This window comes from Streptomyces sp. NPDC050619, assembly GCF_040654815.1.
GTDB lineage: Bacteria > Actinomycetota > Actinomycetes > Streptomycetales > Streptomycetaceae > Streptomyces.
The window spans coordinates 230,873-244,997 of record NZ_JBFAIR010000013.1; the positions used below are offsets into that span (position 1 = coordinate 230,873).

Sequence of the window (14,125 nt, forward strand, 5' to 3'; positions counted from 1 at the left end):
GTGTCGCGTCCGTTCCGCTTCGGTGCCAGCATGATCGTCCCAGCGCCCGCCGACGAGTGGCGCGCCAAGTGCCGGCGGGCCGAAGAACTCGGCTACGACGTGATCCTGGTCCCCGATCACCTCGGCATGGTCGCGCCCTTCCCGGCGCTGGTCGCGGCGGCCGAGGCGACCGAGCGGCCCCGGCTGGGCACGTTCGTGCTCAACGCCGGGTTCTGGAACCCGGCGTTGCTGGCCCGTGAGGTCGCCACCACGGACGCGCTCACCGGCGGGCGCCTGGAGCTGGGCCTGGGCACCGGGTACGTACAGGCGGAGCACGACTCGGCCGGGCTGCCGTACGGTTCGCCGGGCGAGCGGGTGGACCATCTCCAGCGCACCATCGAGGAGTTGGACCGCCTGCTCACTTCCGAGGAACACCAGCCGCGGCCGGTGCAGAAGCCCCGCGTCCCGCTGATGGTCGGCGGCAACGGCGACCGGATGCTGAAGCTCACCGCCGAACACGCCGACATCGCGGCGTTCACCGGCGCGCGGTCGGTACCGGGGAGCACGACGGGACAGCTGGCGGCGTTGACGGCCGAGGAACTCGACGAGCGCGTGGCCCGGTACCGGGAGCTGGCCGAGGGCCGCGAGGAGCCCGCCGAAGTGAACCTGCTCCTCCAGATGGTGGTCGTCACCGAGGACCGCGAGGCCGCCGTCCGGCCCCTCATGGAGCGCATGCCGGACCTGACCCTGGAGGAAGTCCTGGACCTGCCGATCGTGCTGGTCGGCACCCTGGAGCAGATCGTCGCCCAGCTGCTGGCTCAGCGCGAGCGGTACGGGTTCTCGTATCTGACCGTCCTGGAGCCGTACATGGAGGCGTTCGCGCCGGTGGTCGCGGCATTGCGGGGCCGGTAGCCGTCCGGATGCTGGAATTCCGCGTCCCGGTCCGGCGGGCGTGATGGGATCGCCGTATGACCGACCTGCGGATACGGGCCGCGACGCCCGACGACCTCGATGACGTGCTGGCCTTCTGGAAGGTGGCCGCCGAGGGCACGAGCATCAGTGACGACCCGAGCGGCGTGGAGCGGCTGGTGGCCCGCGACCCCGAGGCGCTGATCCTGGCGGAGCTCGACGGCACACTGGTCGGCACGGTGATCGCGGGCTTCGACGGATGGCGCTGCCATCTGTACCGGCTCGCGGTGCACCCGGACCGGCGCCGGCTGGGGGTCGGCTCGGCCCTGCTCACGGCGGCCGAGGAGAGGTTCGTGGCGCTGGGCGGGCGGCGCGGGGACGCGATGGTGCTGCGGCGCAACGAGACGGCGCAGCACGCGTGGCGGGCGGCGGGATACGCGCCCGAGGAGCACTGGCGGCGCTGGGTGAAGCCCCTCACCGACTAGGGGATCACCCACCGATCTCACCGCTTTGCCCATCCTTTACTCTTGGAGGGTCACTCTGACCTCCATGAAAGGTGTGAGCGTCCGCCCATGGGCGAGCCTCCCAGTACGCGACATCGCGCGATCATCCCTACCGTGTCCGACCATGGAATGGGGGTGAACCGATGACCGAAGTGCTCCTGCTGCTGGTGGCGATCCTGCTCTCGCTCGCCTGTGGTGCCTTCGTCGCCGCGGAGTTCTCCCTGACCACCGTCGAGCGCGGCGAACTGGAGCGGGCCGTGGAGCGCGGCGAGCGGGGCGCGGCCGGCGCCTTGAAGGCCGTACGGAACCTGACCTTCCAGCTCTCCGGTGCGCAACTCGGCATCACCGTCACCAATCTGGTGGTCGGCATGCTCGCCGAACCCTCGATCGCCGCGCTGATCGCGGGCCCGCTGGAGTCGCTCGGCATCTCGCGCTCCACCGCGTCCTCGCTCGCGCTGGTGCTCGGCACGGCGTTGTCGACGGTCTTCCTGATGGTCGTCGGCGAGCTGGTGCCCAAGAACTGGGCGATCTCCTCGCCGCTGGCCGTGGCGAAGCGGGTGGGCAACGGGCAGCGCTGGTTCAGCGCCGCTTTCCGCCCCTTCATCTCGCACCTCAACAACACCGCGAACCGCGTGGTGCGCCGCTTCGGACTGGAGCCCGCCGAGGAGCTGGCCTCCGCGCGCGGCCCGCAGGAGCTGGCGGCGCTGGCTCGGCACTCCGCCCTGGAGGGCGCCCTGGAGGCGGACACCGCCGAGCTGTTCGTCCGGACCCTGAACCTCGCCGACCTGTCCGCGGAGAACGTGATGACGCCGCGCGTCCAGGTCATCGCCCTCGACGCCCAGGCCACCTGCGAGGACGTGGCGAACGCGACCCGGGCGACCGGCCTGTCCCGGTTCCCGGTCTACCGCGGCAACCTCGACTCCGTCGTGGGCACCGCCCACATCAAGGACGTCCTCGCGGTGCCCGCCGAGCTCCGCCCCCGCGTCCCCGTCTCCGAGCTGATGCGCGAGCCGCTCCTGGTCCCGGAGTCGCTCACCGTCGACCGGCTCCTCGACCGGCTCTCCGGCAAGCGCACGATGGCCGTCGTCATCGACGAGTACGGCGGTACGGCGGGCGTGGCCACGCTGGAGGACATCGTCGAGGAGGTCGTCGGCGAGGTGCGGGACGAGCACGACCCGCACGAGACACCCGACCTGGCCACGGCGGGCAGCGACGACGACGGCCGCGCCCTGTACTCCGCGGACGGCTCCGCCCGCACCGACCAGCTCGCACGCGTCGGCCTCAGGGCGCCCGAAGGGCCGTACGAGACGCTGGCCGGGCTCGTCGCGGCGGAGCTCGGCCGGATACCCGCAACCGGTGACCGGGTCGAGGTCGCGGGCTGGCGGCTGGACGTGGTGGACGCGTCGGGCCGCAGGGCCGCGCGGCTGCTGCTGCACGCGCCGCTCGACGGCCAGAAGCCGGATGACGAGAAGAAGGACGAGAAGAAGGGGGACGGCCGGTGACCACTGTCCAGTTGCTGATCGGTCTGGCGACCCTCGTCGTCAACGCCTTCTTCGTGGGCGCCGAGTTCGCGCTGATCTCCGTGCGCCGCAGCCAGATCGAGCAGTACGTCGATACCGGGGCCGAGGGCGAGCGGCGCGCGAAGAGCGTGCTGTGGGGTCTGGAGCACGTGTCCGCGCTGATGGCGGCCGCGCAGCTCGGCATCACGCTGTGCACGCTGGTGCTGGGTGTCGTCGCGGAACCGGCGATCGCGCATCTGCTGGAGCCGGTGTTCCACGCGATGGGCGTGTCCAGCGGTGCCGGGCACGTGGTGTCCTTCGTGATCGCGCTGGCCCTGGCGACGTATCTGCACATGCTGCTCGGCGAGATGGTGCCGAAGAACATCGCGCTCGCCGAGCCGGTGCGCAGCGCGCTGCTGCTCGGCCCGCCGCTGGTCGCCCTGGCCCGGGCGCTGCGCCCGGTGATCTTCACGATCAACGCCTTCGCGAACGCCCTGCTGAAGCTGCTGCGGGTGGAGACCAGGGACGAGGTCACGGCCACCTTCTCGGACGCCGAGCTGGCCCGGATCGTGCGGGACTCCGGCGAGGCGGGCCTGATCGACGACCGTGCGCTGGAGCGGCTGCACGACGCGCTGGAGCTGGGCCGCCGGCCCGTGCGGGACGTGGTGCTCCCGCTGGACCGCGTCGCCCTTGTCGTCCTGGGGGTCACGCCCGAGCAGCTGGAGGCGCTGTCGGCCGAGTCCGGCTACTCCCGCTTCCCGGTGGTGGACGAGGGGCGCCACATCATCGGCTACCTGCACGTCAAGGACGCGCTGGACAAGACCCCGCGGGACCTGCCGTTCCTGCTCAAGGACATGCGGCCCATCGCGCGGGTCAGGGAGAGCACACCGCTGGACGACGTCCTCACGGCGATGCGGGGCAGCCGTACGCATCTGGCGGCCGTGCAGGGCGCGGACGGGCGGCTGACCGGCCTGGTGACCATGGAGGACGTGCTGCGGGAGCTGTTCGGGCAGCGGGCGTGAGCACACGGGCCGACCGACGCCGACCGACCGCAGGGTATGTGCACGGGATAGCATTTCTTCCGCCATGCAGACGAACCCCACGCACACCAGCCTCGTCGCGGTCGGCGACTCCTTCACCGAGGGCATGTCGGACCTGCTCCCGGACGGCACCTACCGGGGCTGGGCCGACCTGCTCGCCGGGCGGATGGCCGCCCGCTCCCCCGGCTTCCGGTACGCGAACCTCGCGGTGCGCGGCAAGCTGATCCGGCAGATCGTCACCGAGCAGGTCGACGTGGCGGCTGCCATGCGGCCCGATGTCATCACCCTGGTGGGCGGGCTCAACGACACGCTCCGTCCCAAGTGCGACATGGGGCGCGTGCGCGGTCTGCTGACGGAGGCCGTGGAGCGGCTCGCCCCGTCCTGCGAGCAGCTGCTGCTGATGCGCAGTCCGGGGCGCCGGGGCCCGGTCCTGGAGCGCTTCCGGCCGCGCATGGAGGAGCTCTTCGCCTGCATCGACGAGCTCGCCGAGAAGCACGGCGCGCTGGTCGTCGACCTGTACGGGGCGCCCTCGCTCGGCGACCCGCGCCTGTGGGACGTGGACCGGCTGCATCTGACGGCCGAGGGGCACCGCCGGGTCGCCGAGGCGGTGTGGCAGGGCCTCGGCTATCCGCCCGAGGACACCGACTGGCGCATCCCGATGCCCGCCACGCTGCCGCCGGGCTGGGCCACGCGGCGGGTCGCGGACGTCCGTTTCGCGCGGCAGCACCTGCTGCCCTGGATCGGCCGCCGGCTGACGGGCCGCTCCTCGGGCGACGGGCTGTTGGCGAAGCGGCCGGAGCTGATGCCGTACGCGCCGCATGAGGAGCCCAAGGCGTAACCGGTCATGACCACGCGCGTGATCAACGTCAGGGGCCGGATCCACGAGTACGGCCCCCGGCTGGAGCGCGCCCCTCAGGACGTCGTCTACGTCGGCCGCCGCTGGACGATGGGCGGCTGGGACCTGCCCCGGCACCCCTTGTACAACCCGTTCGCCTACGACACCCCGACGCGGAAGCGGGACGGGACGCGGGCGGAGGTCATGGCGAAGTACCGGGCGTATCTGCTGGAGCGGCCGGATCTGCTGGCCCTGGTGCCCGAGCTGCGCGGGAAGGCGCTGGCCTGCTGGTGCGCGCCGGAGCAGTGCCACGCGGAGGTGCTGGCGGAGCTCGCGGAGACGCTCGCGTAGGTCTCCGGTTCGGGCCTCGTGCGTCTGTCGTAGGTCTCGCCGTTGCGTCTCTCGTAGGTCTCGCCGTGAGTCTCTCGTAGGTCTCGCGCGTCTCTCGTAGGTTCCGACGAAGACACCCGCGACGCTGGCCTGCGGGAATCGCCAGTAGAATCCGTACACGTGACTTCCGCTCCCGCCAAGCCCCGCATCCCGAACGTCCTCGCCGGACGCTACGCCTCCACCGAGCTCGCCACGCTCTGGTCGCCCGAGCAGAAGGTGAAGCTGGAGCGTCGGCTCTGGCTCGCCGTGCTGCGGGCGCAGAAGGACCTCGGGATCGAGGTGCCCGACGCCGCCCTCGCCGACTACGAGCGGGTTCTCGACCAGGTCGACCTGGCCTCGATCGCCGAGCGCGAGAAGGTCACGCGGCACGACGTGAAGGCGCGGATCGAGGAGTTCAACGACCTCGCCGGGCACGAGCAGGTCCACAAGGGCATGACCTCCCGTGACCTGACGGAGAACGTCGAGCAGTTGCAGATCCGGCTCTCGCTGGAGCTGATGCGCGACCGTACGGTGGCCGTCCTCGCCCGCCTCGGCAAGCTGGCCGGTGAGTACGGCGAGCTGGTCATGGCCGGCCGCTCCCACAACGTGGCCGCGCAGGCCACCACGCTCGGGAAGCGTTTCGCGACGGCGGCCGACGAGCTGTTCGTGGCGTACGGCCGGGTGGAGGAGTTGCTCGGCCGCTACCCGCTGCGGGGCATCAAGGGCCCGGTCGGTACGGCCCAGGACATGCTGGACCTGCTCGGCGGGGACGCGGCCAAGCTCGCGGAGCTGGAGCAGCGGATCGCCGGGCACCTCGGCTTCTCGGAGGCCTTCACCTCCGTCGGCCAGGTCTACCCGCGCTCGCTGGACTACGAGGTCGTCACGGCGCTGGTGCAGCTGGCGGCGGCCCCCTCCTCGCTGGCCAAGACGATCCGGCTGATGGCCGGGCACGAGCTGGTGACCGAGGGCTTCAAGCCGGGCCAGGTCGGCTCCTCGGCGATGCCGCACAAGATGAACACCCGCTCCTGCGAGCGCGTCAACGGCCTGATGGTCATCCTGCGCGGCTACGCCTCGATGACCGGCGAGCTGGCGGGCGACCAGTGGAACGAGGGCGACGTGTCCTGCTCGGTGGTGCGCCGGGTGGCCCTCCCCGACGCGTTCTTCGCCCTGGACGGTCTGCTGGAGACGTTCCTGACGGTGCTCGACGAGTTCGGTGCCTTCCCGGCGGTCGTCGCCCGAGAGCTGGACCGCTACCTGCCGTTCCTCGCCACCACCAAGGTGCTGATGGGCGCGGTGCGCGCGGGCGTCGGCCGTGAGGTCGCGCACGAGGCGATCAAGGAGAACGCCGTCGCCTCCGCGCTCGCGATGCGCGAGCAGGGCGCCGAGCGCAACGAGCTCCTCGACAAGCTGGCCGCCGACGAGCGCCTTCCGCTCGACCGCGCCCAGTTGGACGCGCTGATGGCCGACAAGCTGTCCTTCACGGGCGCCGCGGCCGACCAGGTCGCCGCCGTCGTGGGCCGTATCGAGGAGATCGTGAAGCGGCACCCGCAGGCCGCGGGCTACACCCCCGGAGCGATCCTCTGACGCGCTTCACGGCCGAGGAGCTGGAGGCCGCCCGCGGCCGTCTGGTGCCGGACGTGGTCGCGGACGGTCTCCAGGTGCTGTTCTGCGGCTTCAACCGACATCTAGAAATACAGCGTTGACCTGCACAGGAACACGATTCGAAAGATCAACTGGGAAAAAATTGGGAAACGGTGCGCGTTTCCGCGATCCGCAACTCCATTCCCGGTGTCACGTTCGCATACACGCCCTCTACTCCCCCGATCTCGGCGGTGCTGGAACGCCAGGTCGGCCGGGATCGGGTGCGGTTCGCCCCGAGTGACCCGGTGTTCCTGGCCGCGCTGCTGCACCGGCTCCCGCGCGGTGCGCTGCGCCGGGCACGGCTGCTGGTGCGCCCGGACACTGTGCTGCGCTGGCACCGTGACCTGGTCTCGCGGCCATGCGGCCCGTTCCCGGCCGGGGCGTGCGGGTCGGCCGCGTACCGTGCGCTCGATCCGCGTTCTCGTGCCGCGTCTGGCGCGGGAGAATCCCGGATGGGGATATCGGCGCATCCACGGCGAGCTGCTGGTTGTGGGCGTGCAAGTGGCCGCCTCCACGGTGTGGGAGATCCTGAAGAAGGCGGGGATCGACCCGGCACCCGAGCGGGGTTCCAGCACCTGGACGGACCTTCTGCGCTCCCAGGCCGATGCCCTGCCGGCGTGTGACTTCTTCGAAGCGGTCACCCTGTCCGGGGCGCGGCTGTACGCGTTCGCGGTGATCGGGCACGCCGGCCGGCACATCCGCATCCTGGGCGTCGACGGCGCACCCGACCGCCTCCTGGGTGGCACAAGCCACCAGGAACCTCGTCATGGATCTCGAGGATGCCGGCTGCCGGTCCCGGTTCATGATCCGCGACCGCGACGGGAAGTACCCCGCCCAGTTCGACACCGCCCTTGAGGATGCGGGGATCGAGGCCGTACTCAGCGGGATCCGGACGCCGCGGATGAACGCGCTCATGGAACGCTGGGTGCAAACCTGCCAACGGGAGCTCCTGCACCGCACCCTGGTCTGGAACCAGCGCCACCTACTCCCCACCCTGCGCGAGTTCGAACAGCACTGACAACTCCCACCGGCCCCACCAAGGCATCGCAGACGCCCGCCCGCTGCACCCCTGCCACCGCCGATCACCGACCCGGACGCCATCGCCCACCTCGACATACGACGACGCGACCGCCTCGGCGGCACCCTCCACGAGTACCAGTATGCGGCCTGACCTGCACGGACGAGGGGTCTGCCGCACGATCGGGTGACATCTTGACCTGTCACCCGAACCTGCATCAGACCCGTATGGACTTTTCACGATCTCGCAGGCTTCCTGCGACGCCATCAAACGCTCCGTGGGAGTCAGTCAACTTCTAGCCCTTCGTGTGAGGGTGAGCCACAACGTCGACGACTGGGCGAACCACGGCGTCGGCGCCCTGCGCGCCTGCGGCAAGGCCGCCAACCGCACCGACATCGTCTGCACACCCTGGGCCCGGTCCACCTGGAACGCCGCCTCCTGACCCCCACCAGCCGCCCACGCCGCCGGAGGAGAAGCTCCATGGCCGTTCGCCGTAGACGCTCACCCGTGCACCGAGGCACGCGAACCCGGCGCCTGAAGCGGCGGGCATCCGCCGCAGCCCTCGCCGCCGCCGGTGCGGTCCTCCTGGCGCTCGTGCCGGCAGGACCGGTTTCCGCCCAGACATCCGTCCCTCAGTTACGGGTCATGCCCCTGGGCGACTCGATCACCTGGGGAACTCCGGCACGCTGGCCGACCAGTCCAACGAGGGCCACAGCGGATACGTCATCTCCCAGATCCGCGACGGCATCGACGGCTGGATGTCCGCGGCCCGCCCCGACGTGGTGATCCTGCACATCGGCCTCAACGATCTCGACCGGGGCATCGACGTCCCGAACGCTCCCGCCCGGCTGGCCGGCCTGGTCGACCGCATCTACGCCGACCGGCCAGGCACCGGCGTCATCATGCTGGGCCTCATCCCGACGACGCCGGACCTGGGCTCGCGGGTGGCGGCGTACAACGCGGCGGCCAAGCAGTTGCAGGCACCTTCCACGCGCCCCACCACCTGCCGTCGCCCGGCTATGGCGTCAACTCGCCTGGTCATCCGCGTACATGTGCCATTGAGTGCGGATCCTTCGCAGGGACCCGCGGGGATCTGATCTGCTGAACCGGGGAGTTGAGTGTTGATCCGCCGAGCCCGCGAAACTGGGCGACAGAACGGTCAGCGTAGATGGACGCGGAGAGCAGTCAGACCATTTGCGATCACCGATGGCGTCCTGGTCAGGCTTTCGGCAGGCTCTGCCAGGCGGAGATCGGGGAAGCGGTCGAGCAGCGTACGGAGTACGATACGGGCCTCAATTCGGGCAAGCGGCGCTCCCACGCAATGGTGGATGCCATGTCCGAAGGCGATGTGTGCGGGAGTGTCGCGGGTGATGTCCAGCGTTGCGCCCCGAGGAAATCGCTCCAGGTCTCGATTGGCCGCCATCAGAGCTATGAGCAGCATCGAGCCCGCTGGGATCCTCACTCCGCCGACATCGACGGGTTCCGTGGTCCAATACGGCGTGGTGGCCTGCACTGCTGAGTCATGGCGCAGGAATTCCTCGATCGCCGATTCGAGCAGTTCGGGGTGCCGGCGGAGCAGGGTGAACTGGTCAGGGTGAGTGAGCAGGCCGCGCACGCTGTTACCGATCAGACCCACCGTTGTCTCGTGGCCGGCGATCAACAGCAGGTAGATCATCGAGATCAGCTCGTCTTCGGTGAGCCTCTCCCCGTCGTCACGGGCCGTGATCAGGCCGGAGAGCAAGTCGTCCTGCGGGTCGCGCCGCCTCCTCTCGATCAGGTCGCGGCTGTAGATGAGCAGAGAGGTCGCGGCCTCCTGGAATTCTTCGAAGCTGTACATGTCGGGCGACATCGCTCGAGCCGTCCATGTGCGGAAATCGCGCCTGTCCTCCTCGGGTATGCCGATCAGTTCGCAGATGACGCCGAGAGGCAATGGGTAGGCCAGCGTGGAAACGAGGTCGACGGTGTCCTCGCCTTCGACCGCGGCGATCAGCTCGTCGGTCATCTGCTGGATCCTGGGGGCCAGCTTCTCAACCCTGCGCCGGGTGAATACCGACGTCACCAGCTTGCGCAGCCGAGTGTGGTCCGGCGGATCGCTGTTGAGCATGTGCGTAAAAATCCCCCGCGCCACATCGTCGGACAGTTTTGTGGCAAAGGAGATTGCTTGCCAGCCGTACTTGACCAGGCACGGATCGGACAATAGCGCCTTCGCTTCGGCATAACCGGTCACAAGCCAAGCCGATTGACCGTCCGGCATAGTGATCGTATGGATGGGCCCTTTCGCGGCGAGTTCTGCGTATATCTCGTGTCGCTCGTCGCCGGAGGTTGCGGTGAACGGGATCAGCGCAGCGCCACCGGAGATGGAATCGGACAAGACACTCCTTCATGGTTCGTGCTGAATTTCCTGAACTTCTTACGCCTGGTCACCGGAAGAGTGGCCTTGTGTCACCCAACCTGCCTCATGGAAACGGGTGCTCCGACGCTGCGCCGCGGATGCGGGGACGACACGGTCCCTGCCCAATTACGTCACGTGCGCTCCGCATACCGGCGGTGGAATCGATCATCGACGCACCTTGTTCATACCTGACACCCCTCAGCCTGTCCTCGGTCGGCCCGCTGACCGGTATCTGCCGCACAGCGGGGAACCTCGGTCACACAGAGATGGCGCCGACTCAGCCTGAAGTCTCGCTCACCAGCGGCGTCACTGCCCGAGCCTCACAGACACAACGGGCCACCGGGGCGAACAGTTCAACGTTTCGCAGGAAATGAACGCGGCACCTTTGGTAGGCGGCGCCCCTCATCACCTTGCGCACGGCCTTGACCAGTCCGCTGTGATGATCCGCGATGACCAGGCGGACGTGTTGCCCGGCGTTGAAAATGGGCCTGGCCGCAGTTCCGTGACCGTGTCGCCGCAGTCCTGCTCACCCTCGTCGACCACGCCCTGTCCAACACCTAGACCGAGCCCGTCCACCCGACCAACCACTCGCTCCTGGGCGCCTGATGACGCACGCCCCCCCACGCCCCCATCCCGCCGGCCGTCAGCAGCCCGCCCCCGCGCTTACGGCCCGCGCGAGCGGAGCGCGACGTGATCGTGCCGCCCCTGGCGCCATCCGCACGGGCAGCGAAACCGTCAGCGGATCGCGCGCCCGGGAGTTGGCCGAGCCGGCCGCCCGTGCCGAACTCATCCAGCGGCTGGGTATCCCGATAGGCCCGCACCCACTCTTCGACGAGTTCGCCACCTTCACAACCCCCCGGCGGACAGCGGCCATATCATCGTCGGCCACACCATGAGCCGCGATCACGGCTGGCGCCCCGAAGTAGTCGAGCGCCGCAAGGCCCTGCCGCTGCGCAACGTGCAGCGGCAGCCCTCGCTTCAGCGGCAACCACGTCGTCGAAGATCTCGTTCGCTCGCCGCAGTTCGGCGTTCTCGGCCTTCAGCCGCTTGATCTCCGCGGCCTCCTCCGAAGTGGTACCGGTCGCTGACCGGTGTCTACCTGCGCTTTGCGGACCCAGGTCCGCACGGTCTCCGCCGCACCGACGCCCAGCTTGGCGGCGACCGCCTTCATCGCGGCCCACTCGGTCGGGTAGTTCGGGCGGACCTCCGCGACCATGCGCACCGCACGCTCACGAAGCTCGGCAGGTAGGGGGACGGACGTGCCATGACTCGATCCTCTCAGGGAATCGAGCCTCCATCAGACCTGGAGCGCTTCACACCAGGTTGGAAAAGGTTCACTCCCTGGAGTAAACCCCCGCGAACTTCCACCCAGGGCGAGTTCGGTACAGGCGCGCTCTCTCCTGCCCGGACTGGAGTCCGAAGAAGAAATCCCCGACGACCGGGCCGAAATTCTGTATCAGCTGCAAGAGGCGCGACGGCGGGGACGCGCAGATCGCGGAGTTGACGGCGCGGCTGGAGGTCGAGTGGGAGACGTGGTCGATCAACTCACCGCCTGACCCACGGGCTTCCCAGAGTCGGAGCTACACCTTTGAACCGTTCGCGGCGCGGGTCCGTTGCTGCCTGGGGGGGGGATCCGCACCATGCCTCCATCTGCCGGGATTGGTCGAAGTGGTAGTTGGATCGGGGTCTGGATACGGCACCCCTCCGTATCGACGCCAACATGACAAGGAGTACAGCTCATGAAAATTGGTATCGGCATTCCCAATCAGATACGCAATGTGGGAGCGGAAGTCATCCCGGAGTGGGCGCGGCGTGCCGAAGACGCGGGGTTTGCCTCCCTGGGCAGTGTGGGCCGTGTCGCCTATCCGGGGGTGATGGACACGGTCGCGCTGGCAGCCGCGGCAGGTGCCACGAGCAGGATCGGGCTCATCAGCAACGTCCTGCTCGGCCCGGTCTGGCCTGCTCTGCTGCTGGCCAAGGAGGCTCAGAGCATCGACGGTGTTTCGGGCGGCCGTCTCACCCTCGGTATCGGCCTCGGAGGGCGTGCCGACGACTTCGTGGTGGAGGGCCTGGGCCCGCGCGGCACCGGTAGGCGGCTCGACCGCGACATCGAGACGTACAAGAGCGTGTGGCGCGGCGAGACCCCCGCCGGCTGCGACAACCCGCTGGTCCCCGAGGGCAGCCGTGAGGTGCCTCTGCTCTTCGGCGGCATGGTCCAGGCGTCATACAACCGCGTGGCGCGCTCCGGCCGTGGCTATATCGGCGCGTCACTACCGGCACACATGGTCGCCGGCGCCTTCGACGGCGTACGCACGGCCTGGAAGGAAACCGGACGCGACGGCTCACCGTACCTGGTCGCCATCGCCTACTTCGCTGTCGCGGACATCGAGGGTGGCCGAGCGAACGTCTACGACTACTACTCCACCGCGGGAGCAGACACCGCTGGCTTCATTACATCTGGGGTGAGCGAAGGAGCGGATGTGATCAAGAAAACCGTCAGGGAATTCGAGGCGATCGGAGCAGACGAGCTGATCCTCAACCCGACCAGCGACGACATCGACGAGATCCAGCGCGTCGCCGAGGTCGTCCTCTGACACGGTAGCTGTAGTTTCTGATCACGGCTGGTCGTGGAGCTGGTGTCGTTGCTGGTGACAGGCTCGGGCGATGGCTTGGTGACGGCGGCGCCATGTGATCCGGTGCAGGATGTGGTCGCGGTCTCGGGCAGCACCGGGCAGGACGAGGGCGCGTAGCAGGCGTACGAGCTCCGGGCAGGTCAGCGGGATGAGCCGGGGTGGTCCGGCCGGGCCGGGCTGTGCGGTGGTGGCCGCGGGGGTGAGCGCGAGGACCGCGGCGGCGATCAGGGAGAACAGCGACCAGCGCATCCAGGAGTTCCAGCAGGTCACCTGGCCCTGGTCGAGGCCGGTGAAGCCCTCGCCGAGCTGGAAGGTCTCCTCGATCCGCCGGCGGCGGCAGATCACTTCCACCAGCGTGCCCAGAGCGACGTCGCCGGGGGCGAAGCAGCGGAAGTAGGAGACTTCCCCGGTGTAGCGGTGCCGGCGTGCGACCAGCACGCTCGCCCCGTTGCTGTGCCCGTCGGGGGTGTCGTCGGGGCGGACGTCGAGCCATGCCCCGTCGTACTCGCGGGTGCCCTTGGCGCCGTGGCCGGTCGGCCGGCGCATCCACTGCTCCGCCCGCACCTTGTTGATCACCTTGCGGGCTTCCCACCGGCGGCCTGTCCCGTCGGTGACCTGGTGCGAGGCGGCGACGCCGACCGCGTACCCAGCCCCAGCGACCGGACGCCGCAGCGCAGTTCGCGGCCGCAGTACACCTCGTCACCGGCGAACCAGCGCGCCTGGGTCCCGGCCGCGAGGGCGCCGGTGACCATGGACAGCGCCTGCTGCGGTTTCGTCGCGAACCCGATCTCGGACGGCACCCCGGCCAGCTCGCGGCGCTCGTCGTCCGCGACCCAGTCCACCGGGAGATACAAGGCCCGGTCGATGACCGCCCTCGCCGTTGCGGTGACCGCTGCCAGATACACCCCCACCTGGCACAATCCGACACCGCCGAGCGCGCCGGAGTACTGCCTGCCGGCCCCCACGCAGTCCGTCGAGGACTTCGCGTCGCCCGTCTCGTCCGCCACCAGCACCGCCTCCTGGTCGGCGAACTCGCCGACCACCAGCCGGGCGATCTCCTCCCGTGCCCGCTCGTGATCGAACCGTGCCCGGGAGAGCAGATGCTGCAGCCGATGGGGACCGGTGTGTCCCAGCGCCTCCGCGAGCGTCCAGCAGTTCCGCGTATCCACCTCCAGCAGCAACCCCGTGATCAACTCCGCCGCCGCACCGCGGGCTTCACGCCGCGCGAAGCAGCCCGCTACCGCCGCCATCGCCCTGGCGAACGTCCCGCCCCCACGCCTGCTCGGCTATCGTGGCTTCCACGGCCA

13 protein-coding genes and 4 pseudogenes are annotated in these 14,125 nt (G+C 69.5%); 12 read left to right on the forward strand and 5 right to left on the reverse strand.

Going from position 1 to position 14,125, the window contains the following annotated elements:
- The 11 genes and pseudogenes from AB0I77_RS22815 to AB0I77_RS22865 all read left to right on the forward strand — a co-directional run bounded on the left by AB0I77_RS22815 (nucleotide 1) and on the right by AB0I77_RS22865 (nucleotide 8,890).
- Entirely contained in the window at nucleotides 1-891 is an 891-nt protein-coding gene (locus AB0I77_RS22815) for an LLM class F420-dependent oxidoreductase (RefSeq protein WP_363284486.1), read from the forward strand.
- A gap of 56 nt (nucleotides 892-947) precedes the next feature.
- Nucleotides 948-1,373 carry a GNAT family N-acetyltransferase gene (locus tag AB0I77_RS22820; RefSeq protein ID WP_363284487.1) on the forward strand — a complete coding sequence of 142 codons (426 nt, stop codon included), beginning with the start codon at nucleotides 948-950 and terminating at the stop codon, nucleotides 1,371-1,373.
- A gap of 161 nt (nucleotides 1,374-1,534) precedes the next feature.
- Complete coding sequence (locus tag AB0I77_RS22825) at nucleotides 1,535-2,893, forward strand: hemolysin family protein (RefSeq protein WP_363284488.1); 1,359 nt, start codon at nucleotides 1,535-1,537, stop codon at nucleotides 2,891-2,893.
- Nucleotides 2,890-3,912, forward strand: a complete 1,023-nt coding sequence (locus AB0I77_RS22830) for a hemolysin family protein (protein ID WP_363284489.1) — start codon at nucleotides 2,890-2,892, stop codon at nucleotides 3,910-3,912. Before AB0I77_RS22825 ends, AB0I77_RS22830 begins: the two co-directional genes overlap by 4 nt.
- A gap of 64 nt (nucleotides 3,913-3,976) precedes the next feature.
- Entirely contained in the window at nucleotides 3,977-4,768 is a 792-nt protein-coding gene (locus tag AB0I77_RS22835; RefSeq protein WP_363284490.1) for an SGNH/GDSL hydrolase family protein, read from the forward strand.
- 6 nt (nucleotides 4,769-4,774) lie between these two features.
- Nucleotides 4,775-5,116 carry a DUF4326 domain-containing protein gene (locus tag AB0I77_RS22840; RefSeq protein WP_363284491.1) on the forward strand — a complete coding sequence of 114 codons (342 nt, stop codon included), beginning with the start codon at nucleotides 4,775-4,777 and terminating at the stop codon, nucleotides 5,114-5,116.
- A gap of 159 nt (nucleotides 5,117-5,275) precedes the next feature.
- Nucleotides 5,276-6,718 carry an adenylosuccinate lyase gene (gene purB / locus AB0I77_RS22845; RefSeq protein ID WP_363284492.1) on the forward strand — a complete coding sequence of 481 codons (1,443 nt, stop codon included), beginning with the start codon at nucleotides 5,276-5,278 and terminating at the stop codon, nucleotides 6,716-6,718.
- A pseudogene (locus tag AB0I77_RS22850) lies at nucleotides 6,715-6,813 on the forward strand (mismatch-specific DNA-glycosylase); the annotation flags it as partial. The gene purB and the pseudogene AB0I77_RS22850, both read left to right, overlap by 4 nt.
- A 102-nt stretch (nucleotides 6,814-6,915) precedes the next feature.
- Nucleotides 6,916-7,946: pseudogene (locus AB0I77_RS22855) on the forward strand (integrase core domain-containing protein).
- Nucleotides 7,947-8,106: 160 nt separating this feature from the next.
- Nucleotides 8,107-8,235 (forward strand): hypothetical protein, encoded by a 129-nt coding sequence (locus AB0I77_RS22860; protein WP_363284540.1) that lies wholly within the window; start codon nucleotides 8,107-8,109, stop codon nucleotides 8,233-8,235.
- Nucleotides 8,236-8,461: 226 nt separating this feature from the next.
- On the forward strand, nucleotides 8,462-8,890 hold the full coding sequence (locus AB0I77_RS22865) for a GDSL-type esterase/lipase family protein (protein WP_363284539.1): 429 nt from the start codon (nucleotides 8,462-8,464) through the stop codon (nucleotides 8,888-8,890).
- Between the two features lie 62 nt (nucleotides 8,891-8,952).
- On the opposite strand, the gene AB0I77_RS22870 is transcribed toward AB0I77_RS22865, so the two are convergent.
- The 3 genes and pseudogenes from AB0I77_RS22870 to AB0I77_RS22880 all read right to left on the reverse strand — a co-directional run.
- Nucleotides 8,953-10,164, reverse strand: coding sequence for a cytochrome P450 (locus AB0I77_RS22870; RefSeq protein ID WP_363284493.1), 1,212 nt, complete (start codon nucleotides 10,162-10,164; stop codon nucleotides 8,953-8,955).
- A 376-nt stretch (nucleotides 10,165-10,540) separates the two neighbouring features.
- Nucleotides 10,541-10,648: pseudogene (locus AB0I77_RS22875) on the reverse strand (transposase); the annotation flags it as partial.
- Between the two features lie 538 nt (nucleotides 10,649-11,186).
- Nucleotides 11,187-11,401 (reverse strand): annotated as a pseudogene (locus tag AB0I77_RS22880) (transposase); the annotation flags it as partial.
- A gap of 523 nt (nucleotides 11,402-11,924) precedes the next feature.
- Between AB0I77_RS22880 and AB0I77_RS22885 the strand changes: the two are divergent.
- Nucleotides 11,925-12,779: an LLM class flavin-dependent oxidoreductase gene (locus AB0I77_RS22885; protein ID WP_363284494.1), complete on the forward strand. Its 855-nt coding sequence runs from the start codon at nucleotides 11,925-11,927 to the stop codon at nucleotides 12,777-12,779.
- A 21-nt stretch (nucleotides 12,780-12,800) separates the two neighbouring features.
- Here AB0I77_RS22885 and AB0I77_RS22890 read toward each other — a convergent pair whose 3' ends face one another.
- Nucleotides 12,801-13,394: a hypothetical protein gene (locus AB0I77_RS22890; RefSeq protein WP_363284495.1), complete on the reverse strand. Its 594-nt coding sequence runs from the start codon at nucleotides 13,392-13,394 to the stop codon at nucleotides 12,801-12,803.
- Nucleotides 13,391-14,068 (reverse strand): transposase, encoded by a 678-nt coding sequence (locus tag AB0I77_RS22895; RefSeq protein WP_363284496.1) that lies wholly within the window; start codon nucleotides 14,066-14,068, stop codon nucleotides 13,391-13,393. Before AB0I77_RS22895 ends, AB0I77_RS22890 begins: the two co-directional genes overlap by 4 nt.
- Between the last annotated feature and the right edge of the window lie 57 nt (nucleotides 14,069-14,125).

Bases quoted from the DNA above. Each gene is read 5' to 3' on its own strand.
- AB0I77_RS22835 (WP_363284490.1), top strand. From the start codon at position 3,977: ATGCAGACGAACCCCACGCACACCAGCCTCGTCGCGGTCGGCGACTCC.
- AB0I77_RS22885 (WP_363284494.1), top strand. From the start codon at position 11,925: ATGAAAATTGGTATCGGCATTCCCAATCAGATACGCAATGTGGGAGCG.
- AB0I77_RS22820 (WP_363284487.1), top strand. From the start codon at position 948: ATGACCGACCTGCGGATACGGGCCGCGACGCCCGACGACCTCGATGAC.
- AB0I77_RS22840 (WP_363284491.1), top strand. From the start codon at position 4,775: ATGACCACGCGCGTGATCAACGTCAGGGGCCGGATCCACGAGTACGGC.
- AB0I77_RS22825 (WP_363284488.1), top strand. From the start codon at position 1,535: ATGACCGAAGTGCTCCTGCTGCTGGTGGCGATCCTGCTCTCGCTCGCC.
- AB0I77_RS22895 (WP_363284496.1), bottom strand. From the start codon at position 14,068: ATGGCGGCGGTAGCGGGCTGCTTCGCGCGGCGTGAAGCCCGCGGTGCG.